Source organism: Pseudomonas sp. K2I15 (assembly GCF_002204795.1).
Taxonomy (GTDB): Bacteria; Pseudomonadota; Gammaproteobacteria; order Pseudomonadales; family Pseudomonadaceae; genus Aquipseudomonas.
This window is the reverse complement of sequence record NZ_NIXO01000070.1, coordinates 1-25,380: the sequence shown is the minus strand read 5'-3', so window position 1 is coordinate 25,380 and position 25,380 is coordinate 1. Positions and strand designations below refer to the sequence as shown.

General features: G+C 61.1%; 22 protein-coding genes. 8 read left to right on the top strand and 14 right to left on the bottom strand.

Annotated features, from left to right (window positions below):
• Positions 1-150: 150 nt before the first annotated feature.
• Positions 151-609, bottom strand: coding sequence for a transposase (locus CEC48_RS27475; RefSeq protein ID WP_088426582.1), 459 nt, complete (start codon positions 607-609; stop codon positions 151-153).
• Positions 610-1,227: 618 nt separating this feature from the next.
• Between CEC48_RS27475 and CEC48_RS27465 the strand changes: the two genes are divergently transcribed.
• Positions 1,228-2,640, top strand: coding sequence for an amino acid permease (locus CEC48_RS27465; protein ID WP_088426580.1), 1,413 nt, complete (start codon positions 1,228-1,230; stop codon positions 2,638-2,640).
• A 45-nt stretch (positions 2,641-2,685) separates the two neighbouring features.
• On the opposite strand, the gene CEC48_RS27460 is transcribed toward CEC48_RS27465, so the two are convergent.
• From CEC48_RS27460 to CEC48_RS27440, 5 genes are all read right to left on the bottom strand, one after another.
• On the bottom strand, positions 2,686-3,810 hold the full coding sequence (locus CEC48_RS27460) for an OpgC family protein (protein WP_088426579.1): 1,125 nt from the start codon (positions 3,808-3,810) through the stop codon (positions 2,686-2,688).
• Positions 3,811-3,953: 143 nt separating this feature from the next.
• A complete protein-coding gene (locus CEC48_RS27455; protein ID WP_088426578.1) occupies positions 3,954-4,250 on the bottom strand; it encodes a cupin domain-containing protein in 297 nt (98 codons plus the stop codon).
• A gap of 62 nt (positions 4,251-4,312) precedes the next feature.
• Positions 4,313-4,597, bottom strand: a complete 285-nt coding sequence (locus CEC48_RS27450) for a putative quinol monooxygenase (protein ID WP_003216442.1) — start codon at positions 4,595-4,597, stop codon at positions 4,313-4,315.
• A gap of 21 nt (positions 4,598-4,618) precedes the next feature.
• Complete coding sequence (locus tag CEC48_RS27445) at positions 4,619-6,238, bottom strand: FMN-binding glutamate synthase family protein (RefSeq protein WP_088426577.1); 1,620 nt, start codon at positions 6,236-6,238, stop codon at positions 4,619-4,621.
• A 105-nt stretch (positions 6,239-6,343) separates the two neighbouring features.
• Positions 6,344-7,108 (bottom strand): LuxR C-terminal-related transcriptional regulator, encoded by a 765-nt coding sequence (locus tag CEC48_RS27440; protein WP_088426576.1) that lies wholly within the window; start codon positions 7,106-7,108, stop codon positions 6,344-6,346.
• Positions 7,109-7,202: 94 nt separating this feature from the next.
• Between CEC48_RS27440 and CEC48_RS27435 the strand changes: the two genes are divergently transcribed.
• Together CEC48_RS27435 and CEC48_RS27430 are read left to right on the top strand one after the other, a co-directional pair.
• Positions 7,203-8,024, top strand: a complete 822-nt coding sequence (locus CEC48_RS27435) for a carbon-nitrogen hydrolase family protein (protein WP_088426575.1) — start codon at positions 7,203-7,205, stop codon at positions 8,022-8,024.
• A 243-nt stretch (positions 8,025-8,267) separates the two neighbouring features.
• Positions 8,268-9,593, top strand: coding sequence for an APC family permease (locus tag CEC48_RS27430; RefSeq protein ID WP_088426574.1), 1,326 nt, complete (start codon positions 8,268-8,270; stop codon positions 9,591-9,593).
• A gap of 107 nt (positions 9,594-9,700) precedes the next feature.
• On the opposite strand, the gene CEC48_RS27425 is transcribed toward CEC48_RS27430, so the two are convergent.
• The 4 genes from CEC48_RS27425 to CEC48_RS27410 form a co-directional block, all read right to left on the bottom strand.
• Positions 9,701-11,107 carry an ATP-binding protein gene (locus CEC48_RS27425; protein ID WP_088426573.1) on the bottom strand — a complete coding sequence of 469 codons (1,407 nt, stop codon included), beginning with the start codon at positions 11,105-11,107 and terminating at the stop codon, positions 9,701-9,703.
• Positions 11,108-11,109: 2 nt separating this feature from the next.
• Positions 11,110-12,912: a DAHL domain-containing protein gene (locus tag CEC48_RS27420; RefSeq protein WP_088426572.1), complete on the bottom strand. Its 1,803-nt coding sequence runs from the start codon at positions 12,910-12,912 to the stop codon at positions 11,110-11,112.
• Positions 12,909-13,841, bottom strand: coding sequence for a cytochrome-c peroxidase (locus CEC48_RS27415; RefSeq protein ID WP_256579788.1), 933 nt, complete (start codon positions 13,839-13,841; stop codon positions 12,909-12,911). The genes CEC48_RS27420 and CEC48_RS27415 overlap by 4 nt, the downstream gene beginning before the upstream one ends.
• Before the next feature lie 82 nt (positions 13,842-13,923).
• A complete protein-coding gene (locus CEC48_RS27410; RefSeq protein ID WP_088426570.1) occupies positions 13,924-15,798 on the bottom strand; it encodes a bifunctional diguanylate cyclase/phosphodiesterase in 1,875 nt (624 codons plus the stop codon).
• 257 nt (positions 15,799-16,055) lie between these two features.
• Here CEC48_RS27410 and CEC48_RS27405 point away from each other — a divergent pair, with 257 nt between their 5' ends.
• On the top strand, positions 16,056-17,402 hold the full coding sequence (locus CEC48_RS27405) for an HD domain-containing phosphohydrolase (RefSeq protein ID WP_088426569.1): 1,347 nt from the start codon (positions 16,056-16,058) through the stop codon (positions 17,400-17,402).
• 48 nt (positions 17,403-17,450) lie between these two features.
• Positions 17,451-17,861 (top strand): NUDIX domain-containing protein, encoded by a 411-nt coding sequence (locus CEC48_RS27400; RefSeq protein ID WP_088426568.1) that lies wholly within the window; start codon positions 17,451-17,453, stop codon positions 17,859-17,861.
• Positions 17,862-18,033: 172 nt separating this feature from the next.
• Here the strand turns inward: CEC48_RS27400 and metR are convergent, their stop codons facing one another.
• Complete coding sequence (gene metR / locus CEC48_RS27395; RefSeq protein WP_088426567.1) at positions 18,034-18,951, bottom strand: transcriptional regulator MetR; 918 nt, start codon at positions 18,949-18,951, stop codon at positions 18,034-18,036.
• Positions 18,952-19,133: 182 nt separating this feature from the next.
• Between metR and CEC48_RS27390 the strand changes: the two genes are divergently transcribed.
• Both CEC48_RS27390 and CEC48_RS27385 read left to right on the top strand, forming a co-directional pair.
• Positions 19,134-20,153, top strand: coding sequence for an alpha/beta fold hydrolase (locus CEC48_RS27390; RefSeq protein ID WP_088426566.1), 1,020 nt, complete (start codon positions 19,134-19,136; stop codon positions 20,151-20,153).
• A gap of 62 nt (positions 20,154-20,215) precedes the next feature.
• Entirely contained in the window at positions 20,216-20,872 is a 657-nt protein-coding gene (locus CEC48_RS27385; RefSeq protein ID WP_088426565.1) for a DsbA family oxidoreductase, read from the top strand.
• Positions 20,873-20,943: 71 nt separating this feature from the next.
• Here CEC48_RS27385 and CEC48_RS27380 read toward each other — a convergent pair whose 3' ends face one another.
• From CEC48_RS27380 to CEC48_RS27370, 3 genes are read right to left on the bottom strand one after another with little or no spacing between them, the layout of a single operon-like run.
• Positions 20,944-22,041, bottom strand: coding sequence for a DUF1513 domain-containing protein (locus tag CEC48_RS27380; RefSeq protein WP_088426564.1), 1,098 nt, complete (start codon positions 22,039-22,041; stop codon positions 20,944-20,946).
• A 2-nt stretch (positions 22,042-22,043) separates the two neighbouring features.
• Entirely contained in the window at positions 22,044-23,108 is a 1,065-nt protein-coding gene (locus CEC48_RS27375; protein ID WP_088426563.1) for an imelysin family protein, read from the bottom strand.
• A gap of 31 nt (positions 23,109-23,139) precedes the next feature.
• A complete protein-coding gene (locus tag CEC48_RS27370; RefSeq protein ID WP_088426562.1) occupies positions 23,140-24,567 on the bottom strand; it encodes a di-heme oxidoredictase family protein in 1,428 nt (475 codons plus the stop codon).
• Positions 24,568-24,706: 139 nt separating this feature from the next.
• On the opposite strand from CEC48_RS27370, the gene CEC48_RS27365 reads away from it, so the two are divergent.
• A complete protein-coding gene (locus CEC48_RS27365; protein ID WP_088426561.1) occupies positions 24,707-25,270 on the top strand; it encodes a nitroreductase family protein in 564 nt (187 codons plus the stop codon).
• Positions 25,271-25,380: the final 110 nt, after the last annotated feature.

Sequence of the window (25,380 nt, the reverse complement as noted above, 5' to 3'; positions counted from 1 at the left end):
GCTGTGGCGAGGGAGCTTGCTCCCGCTGGAGTGCGAAGCACTCCCAAAACGTCTGGTTCGGTCTAACTGAAAAACCGCATGCCCAGGCTTTGGGGCTGCTGCGCAGCCCAGCGGGAGCAAGCTCCCTCGCCACAGTGGTTTCTATCCTGCTTATAGCCAACAGGCATCCCACAGTGGGTAGTCGCCGGCCCGTTCTACCAATCCCGCTCTGATGGGGTTGGCGATGATGTACCTAGCCAGGTGACGCAAATCTTCACCGTCCCTAATTCCCCTATCGTGATATCCGTTCTGCCAAAAGGCTCCTTTACTGTTCCTTGCCCTGTTGATCGTGTGCGTACTTCGGGACTTAATCGCTTGCATCAATTGGGGCAGGCTGCGTTGCTCAAGTTGGACCAGCCAATGAAAGTGGTCAGGCATGATGACCCAGGCTATGGAGCTCCCCCATTTTTGCTCATGGGCGCGCCTGAACTCTGTTACCAGCAGACGGCCCAGGCGAAAGTCGGCAAACAGCGGCAGGCGATTGTGTACGACCGCTGTCACCAGATAAGCCCTGCCGGGCTCGCTGAATCTACCGGTTCTCAGGCGATGGGATTGAGGGCGAGTTGGCATTCCATTGCATTCCTTGTTGCTCCAGATGAATTGACGCTAGCAGCCTGATAGGGACCTTGATCCCGGAATTGTTGAGTACGTATTTCTATGCCTGGAAACTCACTGTGGCGAGGGAGCTTGCTGTGGCGAGGGAGCTTGCTCCCGCTGGAGTGCGAAGCACTCCCAATGACCTCCCCTCGATCTAACTGAAAAACCGCGTGCCCAGGCTTTGGGGCTGCTGCGCAGCCCAGCGGGAGCAAGCTCCCTCGCCACAATGGTCTTTTGGTCGTCAGGAAGTGCCGCTCTAGAGCCTCCCACCTCCGTAAATCCACCAAAGGTCGGGGCATGACGCTGCACCATTACCGTGCAATACTCGCCGCCGTTTGTTGGCGATGATTCCTACGCTGGACAGGTAATGCTCCTCCGTCAAAGGGGCTTTTACCGCGAGTTCCCGCTGAATCTTGCCGTTTATAGAGTGAAAACCCCTGGGTTTAGCTTTTTATACTGCACCCCCGCTGATCTGGCCCGGCCAGACCGTTTTACCCAAAAGGTGAACCGGCAACGGTACGTCCCGGCCACCCGCCGTGACGTCCCAAACTCGGTGGCTCATATCCAATAACAAGACGAGGTTGTATCCCTATGCCCGCTGGCAATCATCTGCCCCAAGGCGAGACCGCTCAGGGCGGTCCGCTGAAACGCGAACTTGGCGAACGGCATATTCGCCTGATGGCCCTCGGCGCCTGTATCGGTGTCGGCCTGTTCCTGGGCTCGGCCAAGGCCATTGAAATGGCCGGCCCGGCAATCATGCTTTCCTACATCATTGGCGGCCTGGCGATCCTGGTGATCATGCGCGCCCTCGGCGAGATGGCGGTGCACAACCCGGTGGCCGGCTCGTTCAGCCGCTACGCCCAGGATTACCTCGGCCCCTTGGCGGGCTTTCTCACCGGCTGGAACTACTGGTTCCTGTGGCTGGTGACCTGCGTCGCAGAAATCACCGCCGTCGCCGTGTACATGGGCGTGTGGTTCCCCGATGTGCCGCGCTGGATCTGGGCCCTCGGGGCGCTGGTCAGCATGGGCACCATCAACCTGATCGCGGTCAAGGCGTTCGGTGAGTTCGAGTTCTGGTTCGCGCTGATCAAAATCGTGACCATCATTGCCATGGTGATCGGCGGCGTCGGCATCATCGCGTTCGGTTTCGGCAACGACGGCGTGGCGCTGGGGATTTCCAACCTGTGGGCCCACGGCGGCTTCCTGCCCAACGGCGTGCAGGGCGTGTTGATGTCCCTGCAAATGGTGATGTTCGCCTACCTGGGCGTCGAGATGATCGGCCTCACCGCCGGTGAAGCGAAGAACCCGCAGAAGACCATCCCGAGTGCCATTGGCTCGGTGTTCTGGCGCATCCTGCTGTTCTACGTCGGTGCATTGTTCGTGATCTTGTCCATCTACCCGTGGAACGAAATCGGCACCCAGGGCAGCCCGTTCGTGATGACCTTTGAGCGCCTTGGCATCAAGACCGCCGCCGGCATCATCAACTTCGTGGTGATTACGGCGGCGTTGTCGTCGTGCAACGGCGGTATCTTCAGCACCGGGCGCATGCTCTACAGCCTGGCGCAAAACGGCCAGGCGCCGGCCACGTTCGGTACCACGTCGAGCAACGGCGTGCCCCGCAAGGCGCTGCTGCTGTCGATCTTCGTGCTGTTGCTGGGGGTGCTGCTCAACTACATGGTCCCGGAAAAAGTCTTTGTGTGGGTGACGTCCATCGCCACCTTCGGTGCTATCTGGACCTGGCTGATGATCCTGTTGGCCCAGCTCAAATTCCGTAAGAGCCTGACCCAGGCCGAACGTGACGGCCTCAAATACCGCATGTGGCTGTACCCGGTCAGCTCTTACCTGGCGCTGGCGTTCCTGGTGCTGGTGGTGGGCCTGATGGCGTACTTCCCGGACACCCGCGTGGCGCTGTATGTCGGCCCGGCGTTCCTGGTGCTGCTGACGGTGTTGTTCTACGTGTTCAAGTTGCAGCCGACCCAGGCTGCGGTGCGCACTGCGAGCTGATTTTTCTGCGCTCAACAAAAAGCCCCTTTCGGGGCTTTTTGTTTTTCAGGCGGTGGCGACGCGCGCCGGTTGCGTGAGCCGCTTGTTCAAATCCAGCCAGGCCCCCAGCAGCGCCATCAATCCTGCACCGACCAGCGCGGTGAAGATTTGCATGGCGAAGGCATCGCCGGTGATCGCGTTGATCATGTCCGCCAACGGCGCCAGCAGCACACCCAGGCAGAACACTTCGAGGGAGTAACGCCCCATGCGGCAGGTTTGCTGCGCCAGCCAGTTTTGCGTCCAGCCACGGCCGGGCAACAGCTTGGCGGTGACGTAGGCCAGGGCCAGGAAGTGCAGCAAACGCACGGGCGACAGGTCGGTCTTGCTGATGGGGTACAGCAGGTCACTGAGCACCGAGGGCATCACCGCGTCATGGATTTCAGGCCAGCGCCACGAGATCGTGAGAACCCCCGCGACCAGTGCGTACGCCGCCGCTGCGACGAACAATGGCTGACGCAACAGCCCACGGGTTTCTGCGGGGCGTGGCTGCTGCGCATGAATCGCCGCCGCACCGCCCAGCACAAACAGCAACTGCCAGGTCACCGGGTTGAAGTACCACACGCCGTCGGCAATCGCCGCCAGGTTCCAGCCCAGGTGCGGTGCCAGCAAGTACACCGTCAGCGAAGCCGCCACCACCGCCCAGGTCTTGCGCAGCAGCAACGGCAACACCAGCGGCAGGCAGCCCAGCAGCACGATATACAGCGGCAACGGGTCCATCAGGTTGGGTTTGAAGCGCAACAGCAACTCATCCACCAGCGCTTGTTGCGGGTGGGTGACGAAGTGCGTCAGGCCCATCTCTTCAACGAGGTCGCGGGTTTCCACATGGTTGTTGGCGAAGAACACGATGCCCATCAGCATCGCCAGCAAGAAGATGTGCACCACGTACAGCACCCAGGTGCGCCGCCAAATCTTCACGCAGGCGATCAGGTAACCGTCACGCTGCAGGATCTTGCCGTAGGCCAGCACCGCCGCATAACCGGCCAGAAACACGAAGACCTCCGCCGCGTCACTGAAACCGAAGTTGCGCAGGGTGATCTGGCCGAGCGGGTTGTGGGGCACGTGATCCCAGAAGATAAAGATCAACGCCAGGCCCCGAAAAAAATCGATGCGCGGGTCGCGTCCGTTCAGCATGGCAGCGGGCTCTTGAACAAAGGGTTTAGTAATGACAAGTGGACGACGGCTTTAGTCGTGCCGTACGTCGGGCGGGGCGCAGGTTGGCGGTATTTTTAAGCAATTGCAAAGCTCAGGTTTTACTGAATGTCTCATCGCTGCGTTTAAACATCGATGATCACCAGCGTACCGTGGCTGCCGGCAAGTACGGCGTGGGCGATGCCGGCTTGCACCAGGTACATCTGGCCGGCGCCGACGTCGATTGCCTCCTCACCGATGGCCAGGCGCAAATGGCCGTCGATCACCAACAGCCCCTCGTTGTAGTCGTGGGTTTCTTCTGCGTAGGCCTGCGCATCCATGCGCAGCACCTTGATCCGCGCGGGGCCGACCTGGCCCAGTCGGGTGGATTTCCAGGTGTCGGGCAGTTGTGCGGCGATGGCGGTGAAGTCCAGTAACGGCATAGTGAAGCTCCTTGTTTCAACGATGCCGTTCGGTGGTCCGGTTCAGCGGGAAAGGGGATTGTTTAGAACGCGTCCATCAGCAAAACCCGGCAGGGTTTGGCTTCGTATTGGTTGATCTGCGGTACCAGGCGGGTGAAGTGTTCCGTCTGGCAGTGCGCATCCAGCGCGGCCTGGTCGGGCCATTGCTCGATAAAGATAAAGTGCCCGGGGTCTTTCTGGTCGACGAACAAATCGTAGGCGATGCACAGCGGTTCCTGGCGGGTTTTCTCTACGAGCTCGGCGTACCACGGGCGCACGGTGTCCAGGTGTTCGGGTTTGATGAAGTCTTCGGCAATCACTTTGAGCATCGTATCGTTCCGTTAAAAAGATTAAGCCGCAGCGATTTCATTCGGCTCAAAACTGTCCGCCCGTGCCATCTGCCACATGCGCGAATAAAACTCGCCGTTCACTTCGCCGGTGAGCAATTCCCCAGGTTTGAGGAACACATGCAACTGCGAGAACAGCTTGATCTCGGTGGCCGACATGCGCCGCACCAGGTGTTTGGCCGACAGTTGCGAGGGATGATCGAGGCCAGCGGCGGCGAGCATTTCGGCCAGGGCCTTCAGCGTGTTGCGGTGGAAGTTGAACACCCGCTGGGCCTTGTCCGGCACCACCAGTGCGCGTTGGCGCAACGGGTCCTGGGTGGCGACGCCGGTCGGGCATTTGTTGGTGTGGCAGCTTTGCGACTGGATGCAGCCGATGGCGAACATGAAGCCCCGCGCGGAGTTGGCCCAGTCGGCGCCGATGGCTAGCACGCTTGCGATATCAAATGCGCTGACGATCTTGCCGCTGGCGCCCAGCTTGATCTTGTCCCGCAGGTTCAGGCCCACCAGGGTGTTGTGCACAAACAGCAGGCCTTCGCGCAGCGGCACGCCGATGTGGTCGGTGAACTCCACGGGCGCGGCGCCGGTGCCGCCTTCCTTGCCGTCCACCACGATAAAGTCCGGGAGGATGCCGGTTTCGAGCATGGCCTTGGCGATGCCCATGAATTCCCATGGGTGGCCCAGGCAGAACTTGAAGCCCACCGGCTTGCCGCCCGACAGTTCACGCAACTGGGCGATGAACTGCATCATCTCGATCGGGGTGGAGAACGCACTGTGGCGTGACGGCGAGATGCAGTCTTCGCCCATCATGATGCCGCGGGTCTCGGCGATTTCCCTGGTGACCTTGTGCTTGGGCAAGATCCCGCCGTGGCCCGGCTTGGCGCCCTGGCTCATCTTGATTTCGATCATCCGTACTTGCGGGTTCTGCGCTTGTACGGCAAAGCGTTCCGGGTCGAACAGGCCGGCGCTGGTGCGGCAGCCGAAGTAGCCGCTGCCGAGTTCCCAGGTCAGGTCGCCGCCGTTTTCCCGGTGGTACGGGCTGATGCTGCCTTCGCCGGTGTCGTGGGCGAAATTGCCGAGCTTGGCACCCTGGTTGAGGGCGCGAATGGCGTTGGCGCTCAACGAGCCGAAGCTCATGGCCGAGATGTTGAACACCGAGGCCGAGTACGGTTGCGTGCACTGCGGGCCGCCGACGATCACGCGAAACGCGCTGGGGTCGCTCAACGGCGCGGGGCGCATGGAGTGGCCGATGAATTCAAAGCCCGACTGGTACACGTCGATCAGCGTGCCGAAGGGTTTGTCGGCGCTTTCATTTTTGGCGCGGGAATAGACCAGCGAGCGCTGGGCCCGGGAGAAGGGCAGGGCGTCGCTGTCGGACTCCAGCAGGTACTGGCGGATTTCCGGGCGGATGCCTTCCACCAGGTAACGGATATTGCCCAGGATCGGGTAATTGCGGCGCACCGCGTGGGGGCTTTGCAGCAGGTCGAAAATGCCGATCAGGCTAAGGATGCCGGTGACCACGGCGATCGGCCACAGCCATTCGTGTTCGATAAACGGCATGCTGGCGAGGGTGAAAATGACGCAGACGGCAAAGAACGCGTAACGACTTAACAAGGACAGGCTCATACGGTTTCCTTGGGTTCGGACTCATCAGGAACTGTAGGCGTCGGCTTGCCAGCGATAGCGTCCTAGAGAGCGCCATCGCCGGCAAGCCGGCTCCTACAGAGTTCTTCAGGCGTTTTGCGCCTGCAGAAAAATCGAGAACAGCTCCGACTGGGATTTGATCCCTAGCTTGCTGTACATGTGTTTTTTATGGACTTTCACGGTTTCAACAGAGATTTCCAGCTTACGAGCGATTTCCTTGCTGGAGCAACCACTGAGCATCAAACGGCCCACATCCAGCTCCCGCGCGGTAAGTTGCGCGCCCCAGCCATCGTTCTGAATCGGCGCCTGCGGGGCGCTCACCTGGTTGAGTTCATGGGGCAGGCGCTGGCGCAGCAAGCTCAGCACCCACGGCTGAATCAGCGATAGCAGGGCAATCTGCTGCGGGGCAAAGCGCTGTTTGGAGCCCAGGGACAGGCATAAGGTTCGCCCGTCCGGCTGCTGGCAATTGAACTGGATTTCATCGGCCACCACGTTCAGCCGGAAGTAGCGCTGGTAATACTCGGTCAGCTCGAAATGCTCCGGCGCCACTTCGGCCAGGCGAAACAGCCCGGTGCGCGAGTGTTCGCGGCTGGCGATGTAGAAGGGGTCGAGCAGGTACAAGCCGTTGAGGTAATCCTGGAACAGATGATCCGGCTCGCCGTCTTGCCCGGGGCATTCGGCGAACACCAGGGGCTTGTGCTCGCTGCTGAACAGCAACACCACCCAACTGTCGAACGGCACGTACTGGTCCAGCAACCGGACAAGCTGCGTCCAGAAATTGGGCTGGTCCAGGGCGTCTATCATTTGCCCCACCGAACGGTGCCAGGCGATGTCTTCCAGCGACAATGTCATGCATCTACCCCCATAGGGTTAACCCGGCTGCGTGATTTCCCGAGTGGTTGCGCCCTGCGCATACTGCGCCACAGATAAAACAACAGGACACACCATGAAGGTCGAATTTGCCCAGCTGGCAGGCCGCGATAACGGCACAGCTTACAACCTTGAGCGCGCTTTGGCGGCGATTGCTGCGTGTGCGGCGGATACCCAATTGGTCGTCTTCCCGGAAACCCACCTGATGGGCTTCCCGACGTCCAGCACCGTGGCCGATGTGGCCGAGCCGGTGGATGGCCCGACCGTGCAGGCGATTATCCAGGCCGCGCGGGCGCGCAATATCGCTGTTGTCATCGGCATGGCCGAGAACGACGCGGGCCAATTCTATAACACCACCTTGATGATCACCCCCGAAGGCATCGCCCTGCGTTATCGCAAGACCCACCTCTGGGCCTCGGACCGTGGCGTGTTCACTCCGGGCGACCGCTATGCCACCTGCGTGTGGAACGGTGTGCGCGTGGGCCTGTTGATCTGCTACGACATTGAATTCCCGGAAACCGCCCGCGCCCTGGCGCAGTTGGGCGCTGAAGTGTTGATCGTCACCAACGGCAATATGGACCCGTACGGCCCGACCCACCGCACCGCCATCATGGCCCGCGCCCAGGAAAACCAGGCGTTTGCGCTGATGGTCAACCGGGTGGAAGAGGGTGATGACGGTTTGATGTTTGCCGGTGGCAGTGCGCTGGTGGACCCGTTTGGCGCCCTGCTGTTTGAAGCCGGGCGCGTGGAAGGGCAGTTCAGCGTTGAACTGGACCTTGGGCAACTGGCGGCGGCGCGACAGGACTATCGCTACCTGGATGATCAGCGCTTGAAATTGCCGGGGGAGGTGATTGAGCGCGAGGACGGTACGCGGGAGTTGTTGATCCCCAAAAACTGACACCGATCTTGTGGCACGGACGCTGTTGTGGCGAGGGAGCTTGCTCCCGCTGGGGCGCGAAGCGGCCCTAAGATTTTGGGGCCGCTGCGCAGCCCAGCGGGAGCAAGCTCCCTCGCCACAACAGCTGTAATCACCACAACAGTTGCACCCATTCAAAAAAACGCGTCAACCATAAAAATTATTGCTTTCGCTGCACCGACTTCAGTTCTGCCATAAATCTAATAATCGCGCGGAGAATCGCTCATGGCTCGTTTGCAACGCACCCTGTCGTTAGGGTCGGTGGTGCTGTTTGGCATCGCCTATATGACACCGATCATTGTCCTGGGCACCTTCGGTATCCTGGCGCAATCCACCGCCGGCATGGTCCCGGCCGCTTACCTGGCCGCCCTGGTGGCGATGTTCTTCACCGCCATGAGCTACGGCCGCATGGCCTCGGCGTTCCCGGTGGCCGGTTCCGCCTACAGCTATGTGCGCAAGGCAATCAGCCCGAAATTGGGATTTATCGCCGGCTGGGCCGTGCTGCTTGACTACTTGTTCCTGCCCATGGCCATCTGGCTGATCGGCGCGGCCTACCTGCATTCGGCGTTCCCTGCCGTACCGCAATGGATCTGGGTGCTGGCGTTTATCGGCGTCACCAGCGCGATCAATATCGTCGGCCTGAAACTCGCCAACGGCATCAACGCCTTGCTGATGCTGGTGCAGTTCCTGGTGCTGATCGCCTTCGTCGCGCTGTGCATCCACTACATCGGCGGTGACGCCAGCAAGCCGCTGTGGACCATCACCCCGTTCTTCAACGGCCAGATGCAAATGCCACTGATCATGAGCGGCGCGGCGATCGCCTGTTATTCGTTCCTGGGCTTTGACGCGGTCAGCACCCTGACCGAAGAAACCCGCGACCCACGCCGCACCATTCCCCGGGCGATCATGTTGATCACCCTGATCGGCGGCTTGATCTTCGTCGGTGTGTCGTACTTCGTGCAGATCGCCCACCCGTCGTTCGAATTCACCGACGTGGACTCGGCGGCCTACGAGATCGCCCGCAACATTGGTGGCGACCTGTTCGTGTCGATCTTCCTGATCGGCCTGATCGTCGGCCAGTTCGCCTCGGGGCTGTCGGCCCAGGCCAGCGGTTCGCGGTTGCTGTTTGCGATGGGCCGCGACGGGGTGTTGCCCAAGTCGTTCTTCGGCACCTTGCATGCGCGCTTTGGTACACCCGTGAACAGCATCCTGCTGTGCGCCGTGGTCGCCTTGCTGGCGTTGAAACTGGACGTCACCACGTCTACCTCGTTCATCAACTTCGGCGCATTCCTGGCCTTCAGCCTGGTGAACCTGTCGGTAATCTTCCACTACTGGATCGGTGCCCAGCAGCGCGGGCTGCGTGAGCATGTGTTGTTCCTGGTGTTCCCGACTATCGGCCTGGTGGCGGATTTATGGCTGATGGTCAGCCTCGATCACCTGGCGATTTACCTGGGCCTGAGCTGGTTGGCGATTGGCCTGGTGTACCTGGGTTTCCTGACGCGGGGCTTCTCCCGGCAGCCACCGGAAATGGACTTCCAGGAAGCCGCATAGAAGCTCGGGGTCTATTGTTATTTCAACAGGCTTTCGTTCGGGCGCGTCGTTGGGTTCGAGCCCGAAGAACGCCGAAGCCTGAGCCTGTCCCCTGTAGAGGTTTGCCTTTACAGGGGATCTGCCGTCTGGCGAATCGGCAACACCACCCGAAACGTCGTGCCCTTGCCCACTTCGCTGCTCACCGAAATAGTCCCATGATGCTTCTTCACAATCCCGTACGACAGTGACAGGCCCAGGCCTGTGCCTTCGCCCACCGGTTTGGTGGTGAAGAACGGGTCAAAGATTTTCTGCACACTCTGCGGCGCGATCCCGCAGCCGGTGTCCGCCACTTCCAGCCAGACCTTGTCGCCCTCCACGCCGGTGCTGAGGGTGATGGTGCCGCGTTCCGGGCCCATGGCCTGGGCGGCGTTGATCACCAGGTTCATCACCACCTGATTGAGCTGTGAGGCCAGGCATTCAATGTCCGGCAGCACCTGGAAATGCTTGACCACATCGGCCTTGTACTTGAGTTCGCTGGCGACAATGTTCAGGGTGGAGTCGATGCCTTGTTGCAGGTTGGCCCACTGCCATTTCTCGTCGTTGTCGACCCGCGAAAAGTCCTTCAGGTCCTTGACGATCTGCGCCACGCGGCCAATACCGTCCTTGGACTCGTGGATCAAAATCGGGATGTCTTCCTTGAGAAAATCCAGGTCCATGGTTTTGCGCAGGCGTTGCAGTTGCTCCAGGCATTCGCCGGGCGCCAGGGCTTCTTCGGCCTGCTGGTAGGCGTCGAGCATCTGCTGCAACTGTTTGAAGTAGCCGTCCAGGGTGCTCAGGTTGGAGGAGATAAACCCCACCGGGTTGTTGATTTCATGGGCCACGCCCGCCGCGAGCTGGCCCAGGGACGCGAGTTTTTCCGACTGCACCAATTGGCTTTCCAGTTGCTTGCGCTCATCGATCTCCAGTTGCAGTGCCTGGCTGGTCAAGGTCAATGCCTGGGTGCGCTGCTCTACCAAATGCTCCAGGTGACTGGTTTGCAGGGACGAGCGCCGGGCCATGTCCCATTTGGCGGCGAGGGTGTTGGCCATCTGTTGGACTTCGATGTTGTCGAAGGGCTTTTTCAGGATCAGCAGGCGGTCATGGGCCTGCAAGCGAAACAGCAGTTCTTCCCAGGAGTAATCGGAGTAGGCGGTGCACACCACCACCTGTAACTGCGGGTCGACTTTCCAAAGCTCTTCGATGGTTTGCGCGCCGTCCCAACCCTGGGGCATGCGCATGTCGACAAAGGCCAGGGCGTAGGGGCGCTCTTGTTGCATGGCCTGGCACAGCAACTGCAATCCTTCCTGGCCACCGTAGGCCGAATCCAGCTCGAAGGCCTGGGCCTGGGGTTTGACGCTGTCGCCAAACAGCGCCGTTTCCATCTCGTCCAGTTCCAGGTTCGCGTCCACGGACGGCGTCAAAATCTTGCGAAAGTCTTGGTGAATCGACGGGGTGTCATCGATCAATAAAATTCGCCGGTTCGGTGGCTGATTCATGCTCATGTCCGTGCGGGATCAAGGGGGATGTGCAAGGTGAACAGCGCGCCTTTGCCCGGGCCGTCGCTGTGGGCGGTCAGGCGGCCCTTCATTTCCAGGGCGGCCAGGGCGCAGCTGTGCAGGCCAAAGCCGTGGCCTTCCTTGCGGGTGGTAAAACCGTGGGTGAAGATTTTTGTCATGTTTTGCGCCGGTATGCCTTCGCCTTCGTCCTTGACGCTGATCTGCAAGGTGCCGTCGTCCAGCGGCAGCACGGTCAGGGTCATTTGTCGGGTGCGGTCGGTGAGGTTGGACATCGCGTACTTGGCGTTGCTGATCAGGTTGACCAGGATCAGCAGCAGCCGATGCTTGTCGGCCATGATCTCGGGCACATCGTGGTAGTCCTTGACCACCGTCACATGGTGGCGGCTCAGCGCCCCGGAGTTCATGCGCAAGGCATCTTCCATCAAGGCGCTGATATGCACCGGCTCCAGCAGTGTGGATGCGCCGGCGTAGGACTGTTGGGTGGAAACAATGTCCTTGATGTGGTCGACGCTTTTGCTCAGTTGCGCCAGCTCCTCGGTAAGGCCCTGTTGTTCCACGGCGATGGCCTCGACCAACTGGTTCAGGTAACCGGGCAGCAGCTTGCCTTTTTCATCCTCGGTGAGAAAGGTGCCGAGGTCATGGCGATGTTCGTTGAACAACTGCATGGCCTTGCCCAGCCCCAGTGCCTTGCTGGTGCGTAACTTGCGCGTCACCAGCTCGGCGGAAATGTTCACGCTGTTGAGCACGTTGCCGACGTTGTGCAGCACGTTGGTCGCGATTTCCGCCATACCGGCCTGGCGGGCGCTGTCCATGAGCTCACTTTGGGCATCCTTGAGTTCCCGGGTGCGTTCCTCGACGCGTTGTTCCAGGTTTTCGTTGACCACATGCAAGGCCCGGTTGACGCGGTTGATCTCGGCGAAACTGCGCAACAGGCGAATCGCCAGGTACAGCAGCAGCGCCACCAGCAAGGTCGAAAACACCAGCAAGTAGCGGTGGTATTTCTGGTCGAGCAGGTCGGCCGCCGCCTGGTCCTGGTTGAGCTGGTTGTTCAGGTCGTCCAGGCGTTCGGCCAGCGGCACGGCGGCGATGCGTTCGAGCAGGTCGTTGACCACTGGCTGCTCCCGCAGGATCAGCGAGATGTGGTTGCTGAGAACCTCCACCGGCACCTGGAACGATTCGGGCAGGCTCAGTTTGTTGATCGCCAGTTTATTCAGGCCCACCAGAATGTCGGCGGCCTTGTCGTCACTGGTCACCTGGGCGAATTCGAGGCTGCTGAGCAGCACGTCGTAGGTGTCGGTGGCGATACTTTGCTGCTGCAGTTTGTCGGCGTCGTTGAGCGCCAGGAACTGCGCCTGGATATCGTCTTCGGCGGTGGGCAGGAAGGCCAGGGAATTGCGCAGCACGGCATTGTGGGACTTGAACTGGTCCACGAGCCGGGCCTTTTCCTGGATCGCCTGGCGATAGGCTTCCTGGCTGGCTTTCCAGCGGGGCGGGTCTTCGTGGGGGTTTTGCGACTCGCGGTGCTCAAGGCGGGCCCACAGGCTGTTCATCTCGTTGAGGGGCGCGACCAGCGGGTCGTAGTTGTGGGTCAGGGCAATCCTGGCCTTGAGCACTTCACTGTCCCATTGTGAGTTCAATTGCTTGATTTCGCGGATCAGGTCGCGGGATTCGGTGTAGGTGGTCTGGTCGCTCGATGACTTGAGGTACAGGAACACCAGGGTCGAGGCGAGTATCACGGTCATGCCGCTGAGCATGAACTGGGTGGCGCGGCGTGAGAGTTTCATAGCGGTTTGCCTGCCCATTCGCCGGTCAGGGTTTTCAGGAACAGCACGATCAGGGTCTTGTCCTCAGTCGAGGGAATGCGCCCCAACTGGTACTTGAACATCACGTCGACGGCATCTTCCAGGGTCTTGGCCGAGGCGTCGTGAAAGTACGGGGCGGTGACTGCCACATTGCGCAGGCTGGGCACTTTGAACACGTTGCGGTCTTCCTCGTCCTTGGTCAGCAGGTAGCGCCCCAGGTCGGCTTCGGTGGGGTTGCCGCGGGCCTTGAAGTAGTCGCCCATCACGCCGAACTTCTGGTACATGTTGCCGCCGATATTGGCGCCCTGATGGCAGGCGATGCAGCCGTACTCCTTGAAGCGCTGGTAGCCGTATTTTTCCTTGATGGTGAGGATGTCGGTGTTGCCTTCCAGGTACTGGTCGAAGCGTGAATTGGGCGTGAGCAGGGTACGTTCATACGTCGCCAGGGCATTTTGCACGTTGGCGGGGGTGATGCCGTCGGGGTAGACCTGCTGGAACGTGGCCTGGTAATGGGGCAGTGCCGACAGGGTCTGGATCACGGTTTTCCAGTCGTTGCCCATTTCCATGGGACTGCTGACCACCTGTTCGACTTGCGCCTCCAGCGTGTCGACCCGCGCGTTCCAGAACTGTTTGAAGTTCAGGCTGGCGTTGAACACAGTCGGGGTGTTGAGCGCCACCGGCTTGCCGTCGAAGCCTGGGGAGAACGGCCGGTTGTCGACGCCGCCGGTTTGCAGGTCATGGCAGCTGGCGCAGGATTTGGTGTTGTTGACCGACAGCCGTGTCTCATTGAACAACTGACGCCCCAGTTCCACGGTTGCTGCATCCAACTGCGGTACCGGCGGCAGCGGTTTGAGGGGCTCATCCAGCGGCGCGGCCATCACCGGCAGGCAGGTCGCCAGCCAAAACGTGATGGCGAGCCCGGGCGCCCGTAAGGACCGGTGAACGTAGCGTAGCGTGGCGTCGCTCAAGCGATGATTCCTTAGGGGCCGAAGGTTATGGGTTGGGCATCAGGGTGCGTCGCCCGGCTTGTATCAGCTGGGCGAATTCGTCGGCGGCCACGGCCTTGCTGAACAGGAAACCCTGGCCCTCTTCACACTGAAGGGCCTTGAGGAAATCCAGTTGCTCAACCGTCTCCACGCCTTCGGCAATGATGTTCAGGTCCAGGCTTTTACCCAGGCTGATGATCGCGCTGATCAGTTGCGCGTCCTGAGGGTTTTTACTCAAGCCGCGAACGAACGATTGATCGATTTTCAGCACATCGATGGGAAACCGCCGCAGGTAGCTGAGGCTGGAATAGCCGGTGCCGAAATCATCCACCGCCAGGCGCACGCCCATGGTCTTGATCGCCCGCAGGGTGGTCAGGGTGTCCTCGACGTTTTGCATCAGCACGCTTTCGGTAATCTCAAGCTCCAGCAAGCCCGGCGTCAGGCGGGTGCGTTCAAGGATGGTCGCCAGGTTGGCGACAAAGTCCCGCTGGCGAAAGTCGATGGCCGAGATGTTCACTGAAATGCAGATCGGCGTGAGGCCCGCTGCCTGCCAGGCTTGCGCTTGCTCACAGGCTTGGCCCAGCACCCATTGGCTCAGGGGCACGATCAGGCCGCTGTCTTCGGCCACCGGGATAAAAGCCGACGGGTAGACCCAACCGTGACCGGGCTGGTGCCAGCGAATCAGGGCTTCCGCGCCGACGATACGCCCAGTGTTCAAGTCCAGTTTCGGCTGGTAGTGCAGGACAAATTCATTGCGTTGAAGTGCCAGCCGAATCCCTGTCTCCAGGCTTTGTTGTTCCTGGGCGCGCAGGTTCATGTCGTCGATGAAAAAGTTGAAGTCATTCGGGCCGTGGTCCTTGGCGGCGTGCATGGCGGTTTCGGCTTTCTTGATCAACTCCACGGCACTGAAACTGTCGTTGGGGTAAATGCTGATGCCCAGGCTCGCGGTGACGCTCAGGTCGTGGCCGGCCACGTAGCGGGTGTGGCTGACGGCCTTGAGGACTTTTTCGGCAATGTGCTGGGTTTGCTGGGGGTGGTGAACGTCGTTGAGGATCAGCACGAACTCGTCGGAGCCGTAGCGAAACACCGAGTCCGACTCGCGCACCGTCGTCACCAGGCTTTGGCTGACTTGCTTGAGCACTTCATCGCCCACCGGATGGCCCAGGGCATTGTTGATGCGCTTGAAGCGGTCCAGGCCGATAAACATCACGGCCAATTGGGTGTCGTGGCGCCGGCACACGGCGATGGCCTGGGTCAGCCGGTCGCCCAGTAGCGTGCTGTTGGGCAGTTCGGTGAGGGCGTCGTATTGCAGCAGGTGCGAGACCTTGAGCAGTTCCTGTACCCGTTCCTCTACCGTGCGTTCCAGGCCCATCAGCTTGAGCGCGGCATCTTGTGCCAACTGCCATTTCCAGGTCAGGGCACTGGCCATCTGGCGGATTTCGAGGTTGTCGAAGGGTTTTTTCAGGATCAGCAGTTGGTCGTCGTATTTGAGGCGCGCTTCGATGGCTTCGAAGGAATAGTCGGAGTAGGCCGTGCACAAGGCGATTTGCAGGTGGGGGTCGACGGCCCACAGCTGTTCGATGGTCTCCAGGCCATCCCAGCCCGGCGGCATGCGCATGTCGATAAATACCAGGGCGTAGGGCGTGTCGGCGGCCAGGGCCTTGGTCACCAGTTCGAGCGCTTCCTGGCCCTGGTAGGCCGAGTCCAGCAGGAACGTCTGGCGCACGGCCGGGGCGGTGCCGAACAGGGTCTCCTCGATGCTGTCCAGGGACTGGACGCCGTTGGCGTCGGCTTCGAGGATCTTGCGGAAGTCTTCGTGGATCGACGCGGTGTCGTCGACGATCAGGATCCGCCGATTGGCCCGTGCGGAGCGCGGGTTCACGAGTGGTTCCGGGAGGCGCTCAACTGCATATTCTGGCGCATGTGGCTTCCTTACCTTGAGTCCATCGGTAAACAGGGGCGGTCATGGGCTTCTTGCCACAAGCATAGTTGGCTCCCTTGAATAAGTCGGCCAGTTGGCGTCAAATCAACGCCAGTTACCCCGCATTCATCTAGCGCTCAATGCACCTGCAAGTACAGCGATTGATGATGAGAGGGGCGCAATGGTGCAATTTTGTGTCATTGAGAGGAGGTGTCGCCATGGATGAGCAACTTGCTACGACTTCCCCCTACACCCCCACGATTTTGCTGGTCGACGACGAAGAATCGATCCTCAACAGCCTGCGCCGATTGCTGCGTGGCCAACCTTATGACGTGCTGCTGGCCGGCAGTGGCGCCCAGGCCCTGGAGATCATGGCCGCGCAGCCCATCGACCTGGTCATGACCGACGCCCGCATGCCGGCCATGGACGGCGCGATGCTGCTGGCCGAGACCCACCGGCTGTACCCGGCCACCACGCGCATCCTGCTGACCGGCTACGCCGACATGAGCATGATGATCAAGGCGATCAACGAAGGGCAGATCCACCGCTACATCAGCAAACCCTGGAATGATGAGGAAATGCTCCTGACCTTGCGTCAGTCCCTGGAGCACCAGCATTCCGAGCGCGAGCGGCTGCGCCTTGAACAGCTGACCCGCGAGCAGAACGACCAGCTCAAAGCCCTCAATGCCACCCTGGAAAAACGCGTGGTGGCGCGCACCTCCGAGTTGCAGCAAACCGCCGACATGCTCGACCTGGCCTACGACGAACTCAAGCGCAGCTACGTGACCGGCACCGAGGTGTTTTCGCTGCTGGCCAACCTGCGGCTGCCCAAGGAAAAACAGACCAACCGCCAGTTGATCGAACTGATCCGCGTGTACTGCAAGTTCCAGCCGATGGACGAAGCCAGCGCACGCGACCTGACCATGGCCGCCGCGCTCTACAACATTGGCAAGCTGAGTTGGAGCGACAGCATGATGGTGTCGCCCGCTGACCTGCTGCACAGCACCGACCGTGAACGCTACCGGGCGTATCCGGCCCAGAGCGAATCGTTGCTGATGACCCTGGAGCCGATGAAAGATGCGGCGCGCCTGATTCGCCATCACCAGGAGCGCTGGGACGGCACCGGCTTTCCCGACCACCTCAAGGGCGACGCGATTCCATTCGGCTCGCGCCTGCTAAAGCTGGCAGTGGACTTCATCGAACTGCAACGCGGCCTGATCCTTGAGCGGCAGATGAACAGCGACGAAGCGCTGCTCTACATCCGCAAATACGGCGGGCGCCTTTACGACCCGGACATGGTGGAAGACTTCATCCATGCCTGCGCCGCGTTCCTCAGCGACGTGACGTTGGGCGACCCGACGGTGAAGGTCCTGACCACCCGCGAACTGGCCGAAGGCATGGTATTGGCGCGCAACCTCAACGCCGACAACGGCATGCTGCTGCTCAACGCCGGCAAGGTGTTGAACCTGCCGCTGGTGGACAAGCTGATTGCGTTCGAGGCGATGGAAGGGGCGAAGTACAGCGTGTTTATCAAGGAGCCGGATGAGGCGCTGCTTTCGAGTTGAGGCGGGTTCATGGGATCCTTGCGCCTTTGTATTGAAGGCGACCCTCCCATGACCTCCACCATTCGCATTGCCGCCGCCCTGCTGATCGGCAGCGATGGCCAGACTTTGCTGGTACGCAAGCGCGGCACCCAGGCCTTCATGCAGCCGGGCGGCAAGATCGACGCTGGCGAGCAACCTGCGCAGGCGTTGGCCCGTGAACTGCACGAAGAGCTGGGCCTACGGATTGATCCGGCGGCTGCGGTATACCTGGGCCAATTCTCGGCCCCGGCGGCCAACGAGCCGGGGTTTGTGGTGCAGGCCGAGTTGTTCCAGGTGTACATCGACGTACCGGTGACACCGGCCGCCGAGATTGAAGAGGTGCGTTGGATCGACCCGGCGGGCGACGGCGATTTATTTCTGGCACCGCTGACCCGGGACTGGATCCTGCCGTTCTATCGCGCTTCGCTGACCACCGCCTGATCAGGGATGAGGGGCTTGTCCTGTGGTGAGGGGGCTTGTCCCCCGTTGGAGTGCGCAGCGCTCCCGCTTTTTTTGGGGCCGCTACGCAGCCCAACGGGGGACAAGCCCCCTCACCACAAAAAAAACCTCACCACAAAAAGGCTTCTTGCCACAGGATTATCCAGGCCTTTGATCAGCGAACCGCGCTGACCCCATCCAGGGTCGAAAACGAGGTGTCCTTGGCCGTCAGCAAAAAGTCGCGCATGTACGGCGCATCCAGCATGTCGGCGCGGATGCCGGCGTACAGCGTGGCAAACAGACCTTTCTCCCCCAGCCGCTTGGCCTTTACATAACCCCGGGAGCTGTATTCATGCAGCGCCCAATGGGGCATGCCGCACACTCCACGACCGCTGGCCACCAACTGCATCATCATCACCGTCAGTTCCGAGGTGCGCACCTGTGCCGGTTCCACGTCGGCCGGTTCCAGGAAGCGGGTGAAGATGTCCAGGCGATCACGCTCCACCGGGTAGGTGATCAAGGTTTCGCTGATCAAGTCTTCAGGCACGATGTACGGTTTGTGCGCCAGCGGGTGCTGATTGGCCACGGCGAGCATGGCTTCGTAGGTGAACAGCGGCACATAGGTGATGCCCGGCAGCTCCAGCGGGTCGGATGTCACCACCAGGTCCAGGTCGCCGCGGGCCAATGCTGGCAGCGGGGCGAAGGCGAAGCCGGAGGCCAGGTCGAGTTCAACTTCGGGCCAGGCATCGCGAAACTGGTCGATGGTCGGCATCAGCCACTGAAAGCAGCTGTGGCACTCGATCGCCATGTGCAAACGCCCGGCGGTACCGCCGGCCAGCCGCGCGATGTCACGCTCGGCGCCGCGCAGCAAGGGCAGGGTGGCGTCCGCCAGTTGCAGCAGGCGCAGGCCGGCGCTGGTGAAGCGCAGCGGCTTGGTCTTGCGCACGAACAGTTGCATGCCCAGGCGCTCTTCCAGTTCCTTGAACTGGTGGGAGAGCGCTGATTGCGTCAGGTGCAGGCGTTCAGCGGCTTCCACCAGGCTGTCGGCTTCGCGCAAGGCGTGCAGGGTCTTGAGGTGACGGATTTCGAGCACGGGCTCTCCATGAATATAACTTGTGAAAAATTCAGATGTGGTGAGTTTGTCTCATGTTGGCGTGACTGTCGACACTGACCGCTGGGCACTCTTCATCAAACTGTCACGCAACTGTGGCAGCGCGCTTGAACAAACTTCATCAGACTCGCGCTCTACTGGGGTTCTGCGTTTCGGTGTTTTTCATGCGCGTTTTGCTTTTCATGGCCGCTCTCTTGTTCGGCCTGCCGTCCTTTGCGGCTTCTCGATGTGATGTAAATGTCCCAACTCAACGGGTCGATCTGGAACAGGTGAGCCTGGCCTACCAGAGCATTGGCCGTGCCTCCGACCCGGCCTTGCTGCTGGTGATGGGCCTGGGCGGGCAGTTGATTCACTGGCCGGACGAAGTGGTGGTGGCCCTGTGTGAGCAAGGCTTTCGAGTGATCCGTTACGACAACCGCGATGTTGGCCTGTCTACCTGGCGCCAGGCGCCTGCCAGCGCCAACCTGACCTTTGAAGTGCTGCGCTACAAACTCGGCCTTCCGGTTTCGGCGCCCTACACCCTGACCGACATGGCCGACGACGCGCTGGGCTTGATGGACGGCTTGCACATCCAGCAATTCCACGTGTTGGGTGCGAGCATGGGCGGGATGATCGCCCAGCACCTGGCGGCCATGGCACCGCAACGGGTGGAAAGCCTGACCCTGATCATGACCAGCTCCGGCGCCGAAGGCCTGCCGGCACCGAATGCGGCGCTGGTGCAACTGTTGTCACGGCGCAGCGCGCCCAATCGCGAAGTGGCCCTGGAGCAACAGGCCGACCTGCTGGCGGCGCTGGGCAGCCCTTATGTGAAAGATGATCGCAAGGTGCTGTTGCAACAAGCGGCGCAGTCCTACGACCGAGCGTTCAACCCCGACGGCGTAAAGCGCCAGATCATGGCGATCCTCGCCGAGCCCAGCCGGGTGCCGCTGCTGAACCAACTGCGGGTGCCGACCCTGGTGGTGCATGGCACCGCCGACCCGCTGTTGCCGGTGATGCATGGCGTGCACCTGGCGGCGCACATCCAGGGCAGCCAGTTGCGGCTGATACCGGGCCTGGCCCATCGTTTCCAAGAGGCGTTCAAGGCACCATTGCTGGCGGCGGTGTTGCCGTATCTGCAAGAGCATCGCGAGGATGCGGCGCACTGGGCGCAGATAGACCCGGTGGCGCCTTCGAAGGTTTTGTAAGGGCTTGGTGGGGTGTATCGTGGGGCCTTTCCGGCGTTTAATGCCAGCGAGGTTGCCTAGTCATGAGTACTCCCCTGAAAATCGATTTCGTCAGCGACGTGTCCTGCCCGTGGTGCATCATCGGCCTGCGTGGCTTGACCGAAGCCCTGGACCAGCTGGGTCCGGAGGTGCAGGCCGAGATTCATTTCCAGCCCTTTGAGCTGAACCCGAACATGGTTCCTGAAGGCCAGAACATTACCGAGCACATCACTGAAAAGTATGGCTCCACGGCTGAGCAGTCCCAGGCTAACCGCGCGCGCATTCGTGACATGGGCGCGGAGTTGGGGTTTGCGTTTCGTACCGATGGGCAGAGCCGTATCTACAACACGTTTGATGCGCATCGTTTGTTGCATTGGGCGGGGCTTGAGGGGTTGCAGTACAACCTTAAGGAAGCGCTGTTCAAGGCGTATTTTACGGATCAGCAGAATCCGTCTGATCATGGGACGTTGGCGGCGATTGCCGAGGATGTTGGGCTGGATCGTGGGCGGGCGGAGGAAATTCTGGCTTCGGATGAGTATGCGGCTGATGTGCGGGAGCAGGAGCAGCTGTGGGTGTCTCGCGGGGTGACTTCGGTGCCGACCATCGTGTTCAATGATCAATATGCGGTGAGTGGTGGGCAGCCGGCTGAGGCGTTTGTCGGGGCGATTCGGCAGATTATCAGTGAGGCTGGCAAGGGCTGATCGGGGTACATATCCGTTATTTGGTAACGGCCTCAACAGCGGCCATAACCCAAATAACCGATATGCCCCCATCAAACCAGATGCAGATGGTTATCCCAAAGCCCCGCTGGCAACTCCAGCGGCTTAGCCACCAACGGCACTTGCCGGCAATCATAAAACCGGCAACGCCCCTGCCCCGAAGTCACCACAAACCCATCCGTCACCGCGCCCACCCCGGCACAATCCGGCAACGGCCCGTCCAGTAGCAACTGCGCGCTGTCCATGTTCCAGATAAAGAACCGATTCCCCCGGGGCGCCGTCAGCGCCACCAGGCGCAACTCACTGTGCACCGCCACACTGGCGGTGTAATGACCCATGGCCTGCAACTGCTCATCCGCCACCGCAAACGCCACAAACGCCTGCCCCGGTCGCTTGATCGCCAGCAACTCCGAGCGCTCATGAGACGGCCCCATAAACTGCTGCCCGGCGAGGATCGTGCCGTCACTGGCAATCCCCATATGCCGCACGCTGTTCATCTGCTGGCCCAAGGTTTCCTTGCTCAACAACGTACCGTCACGTTGCATCAAGACCAGGCTCGGCTCCATGGCGTTCAGGTTCATCTCGACCCGGCTCTCAGCCTCGGTGCGAATCCCGCCGTTAGCCACCACCAGCGTCTCACCGTCAGGCATCCACGACACCTGATGCGGCCCAATCCCATGGGTAGAAATCTCCCCGGTGTGCACCAACCGCTCACCCTCAAACCGATACACCCCCAGCAAACCGCGACCCGGATCAGAGGTGTCGTTCTCCGTGGCATACAGCCACTCGCCATCCTTGTGAACCACCGCATGCCCATAAAAGTGGCGATTGGCTTTGGACGTGATGGTCTGCAGCAGCGCCCCGTCACGCAGGTCGATCAGATAACTCTCGGTGCCCGGCCTGCGGGCGACAAACAACGCAATCGGCAACATCGGGTGGTTGATGATGTCGTGACAGCGCTGGCCAACCTGGGTCGCAAACACCTGCTTGCCGTCCAGGTGGAAGCCGACGGCGTAATGCTTGCCATCACTGTCATCACGCGCCGAGAGCAGCAGCGGGCTCTTGCCCTTCTGCTTGAACAGCGTCCAGCCACCCAGGGTTATCGCACTGAGTAGCACGCTGCCGATCGCCAAAGCCTGTCGCCTGAGCATCATCAGTCACCGTCGTTGGCGTTAAAGCCCAGTTGGATGCCCAGCGCCTTGGCCAGCTCGCCTTCGTGCAGGCGGTGGACCACGTTGAGGCTGTCGTAGATATCGTTGAGTTGCTGGCGCCCGGCATCGTCGGCCAGCAGTTCATTCAGCGTACGCTGGTTGCTGGCGAACAGTTTCAGGGAGGCGGCATAAGCCGCGTCGATCTTGTCAGCCAACGGCTTTTGGTCGGCAGGCAACAGGCCGCGCAGGCCTTTGTTGTCGACGCCGACCCAGACGGTCTGGGCGGCAGCCAGGCTGGCAGCCAGGCTTTGCAGGGACGACTGGCTGCGCCATGCATCAGCCTGGAACGGCTGCGGGATGCCCTTGCTCTGGCGGCCCATCGGGGTGCCGAGTTTTTTCTTCAGGGTGTCCAGTGCGGTCACTTGAACCCGCAGCAGGTCGGCGATGGCTTCGTGGGAATCGGCGTAGCGCTGGTTAGGAAACTTGGTCATCTGCGCCAGCATGCCGTCGGTGCTGTTCCAGCTCGACAGGATTTCTTCGGCAAGCAGTTTCTGACGTTCGCCAATGGCCACCAGCAGCGGGCAGTAACGGGCTTTTTGCGTCTCGTCTGCGAGGTCGGTCTTGGCGTCGTAGAGGATGTATTCATAGGCCGACAGGCCTTGCACCACGACGCTGGATTTGGCCAGTGCGGCGGCATCGATCTGCGGTTGGGCGGTCACCAGTTGCTCGACCTGACGGCCCACCAGGTTTTTCTTGTCCGGCCAGAACTGCACCTGCCACGAGCGGTTGCCCTCGGCCAGCGGGCCGATCAGCAGCGGTTGCAACTCGGCCCAGGCTTTTTGCGCGTGCAGGAAGTCGGCGCGGGCGGTCTCCAGGCTTTCCTTGCCCTGGCAGTAGGCCAGGGCGCTGACGGCCAGTTGGCGGTCGGCTTCAACCCAGCGGCTGTAGGTCGGCAGGATCACTTGCTTGGCGATGGCCGCCGAGGTCACCGCTTGCGGGTCCTGGGGCGAGCACGCACCGAGGGCCAGGGCGGCCAGGCTGGTGAACAACAACTTGGGACGGAACATGTCGAGCTCCCTTCTGTAATTAGGACAAAGCTTATAAAGAATTCAGGAACGCCAGCAACGCAGCGCGCTGTTCGGCATTAAACGACAACACATGTTGCTGCGCCGCCTGGGCTTCACCGCCGTGCCACAGCACGGCCTCCATCAGGTTGCGGGCGCGGCCGTCATGCAAGAACTGGGTGTGGCCACTGACGGCTTGCGTCAGGCCAATGCCCCACAACGGCGGCGTGCGCCAGTCGCGGCCACCGGCCTTGAATTCGCTGCGGTTATCGGCGAGGCCGTCGCCCATGTCGTGCAGCAGCAAATCGCTGTAGGGGCGGATCACCTGATTGGCCAATTCAGGTTCAGCGGCGGTGGGCGCCGTGGTGAATTGCGGGGTGTGGCAACCCTGGCAACCGGCCTGGTAGAACAGGTTTTTCCCGGCCAGCACCTGCGGCGCGTTGACGTCGCGGCGGGCCGGGACGGCCAGGTTGCGGGTATAGAACAGCACCAGGCGCAGGATGTTATCGCTGACTTCAGGCTCGCCATCCGGGCCATTGCCATTGGGCGCCTGTTTGCAGACCACTTGTGCATCGGTGCAGTCATCGAACGGTCTCAGGGTCGTGGTGAGGCCCATATCACCTGAGAACGCGTGAACATTTTGTTGATTGAGGTTCGGTTGCCCGGCTTTCCAGCCAAATCGACCGAGCACGGTTTTGTGTTGCGCGTCGTCCCAGACCCAATTCGCACGTCCGACGATGGCTTCCTTATCGGCGGTTTTCGGCTCAGTGTTGCGTAGGATGTCGGCGTCCGGGATCGCTTCCAGCAGCCCCAGGCCGATCATCGGCGGTGCAACCCGGGCCGAGAAGCGCGTGTCGGGGTGCATCGGGCCGTAGCCGAGCTGGGTGATTTGCAGCGCCGGCTTGCGCAACTCGACGACGGTGCCGTCCTTGAAGCTGACGTTGACCGGCGTGTAGTCGACCCGCACTTTGCCTTCCGGGGCGACGCCGGGCACGGCCATATCTTGCAATTGCCCACCGTAGACCGGCTCGGGGACTACACCCAGTTGTTCGATAACCTTGGCATACGGTGGCGCATCCGGAATCGACAGGCGCACCAGCATCGACACCGCGTTGGGCGCATCGGGCAACGGCGGATGGCCACGACCATCCTTGATATGGCAGTTCTGGCAGGCGTTGGTATTGAACAGCGGCCCCAACCCATCGCGGGCGGTGGTGGTAGACGGTGCGATCACCCAGGGGCTGCGAAAGAAACTGTTGCCTACGCTGAAGTCCAGGCGCCGGGTGGGTGACAGGTTGGCCGAGGGCAGCGAGAAGGCGTTCTGGTCGGTCTTACGCACGGTTGTCGCGCCACCCGCCCTTGCTTCACCAGGCTCAGCCTTGGTGAATCGCGGGGCGTCATCGCAGGCACTCAGGCTTAGGGCCATCAACAGTGCAGACAGGCGAAGGGGCGAGCGGGGCATCAGGTTTCCTGAAAGGAGGCTGAAAATAAGGCCGCAAAGTCTAACAGGGCAGGGCGGATTGAATAAGAGCAATTATCGTTTGGTGGTATCTGATTCATTCCCGCTAGAATGACCGCACATTTTTCTCTGGAGGTGGCCAATGCAGGCTCTCGACGCTTTGCTCAACCGTGTTTCCGTGCCGCGACTGCTGGACCCGGCACCGACCCAGGAGCAGCGCGACCTGCTGTTCGCCGCGGCCATGCGCGCGCCCGACCACGGCCAGTTGCGGCCTTGGCGCTTCCTGACGGTGGAAGGTGCGGCACGTGAGCGCATGGGCACGCTGCTGGCCGAAGCCGCCCGCCTGCAAGACGCCGATGCGCCCCAGGCGTTTATCGACAAGGCCCAGGCCGGCCCGCTGCGTGCACCGTTGGTGGTGGTGGTGATTGCTCGCCTGCAAGAACACTTCAAGGTGCCGAAGTCTGAGCAGCGCCTGGCAGCGGCCTGTGCGGCCCACGGGATTCTGCTGGCGGCGTACGCCCAGGGGATCGGCGCGGTGTGGCGCACCGGTGAGTTGTCGTACTCGGCACACGTTGCCAAGGGTTTGGGTTTGACGGGGGATGAGGAAGTGATTGGCTTCCTCTACCTGGGCACCCCACAAAATCCGCCGCGCACCGCGCCGAAAGAAGACCTGGCACCGTTTGTGGCGGCGTGGACAGGTCAATAAAGCACCGAAAATACAGGGTGGACGGGCGTGTGTGGGAGCGGGCTTGCTCGCGAATGCGGTGGATCAGTCAATACATCTGGTGACTGACACACTGCATTCGCGAGCAAGCC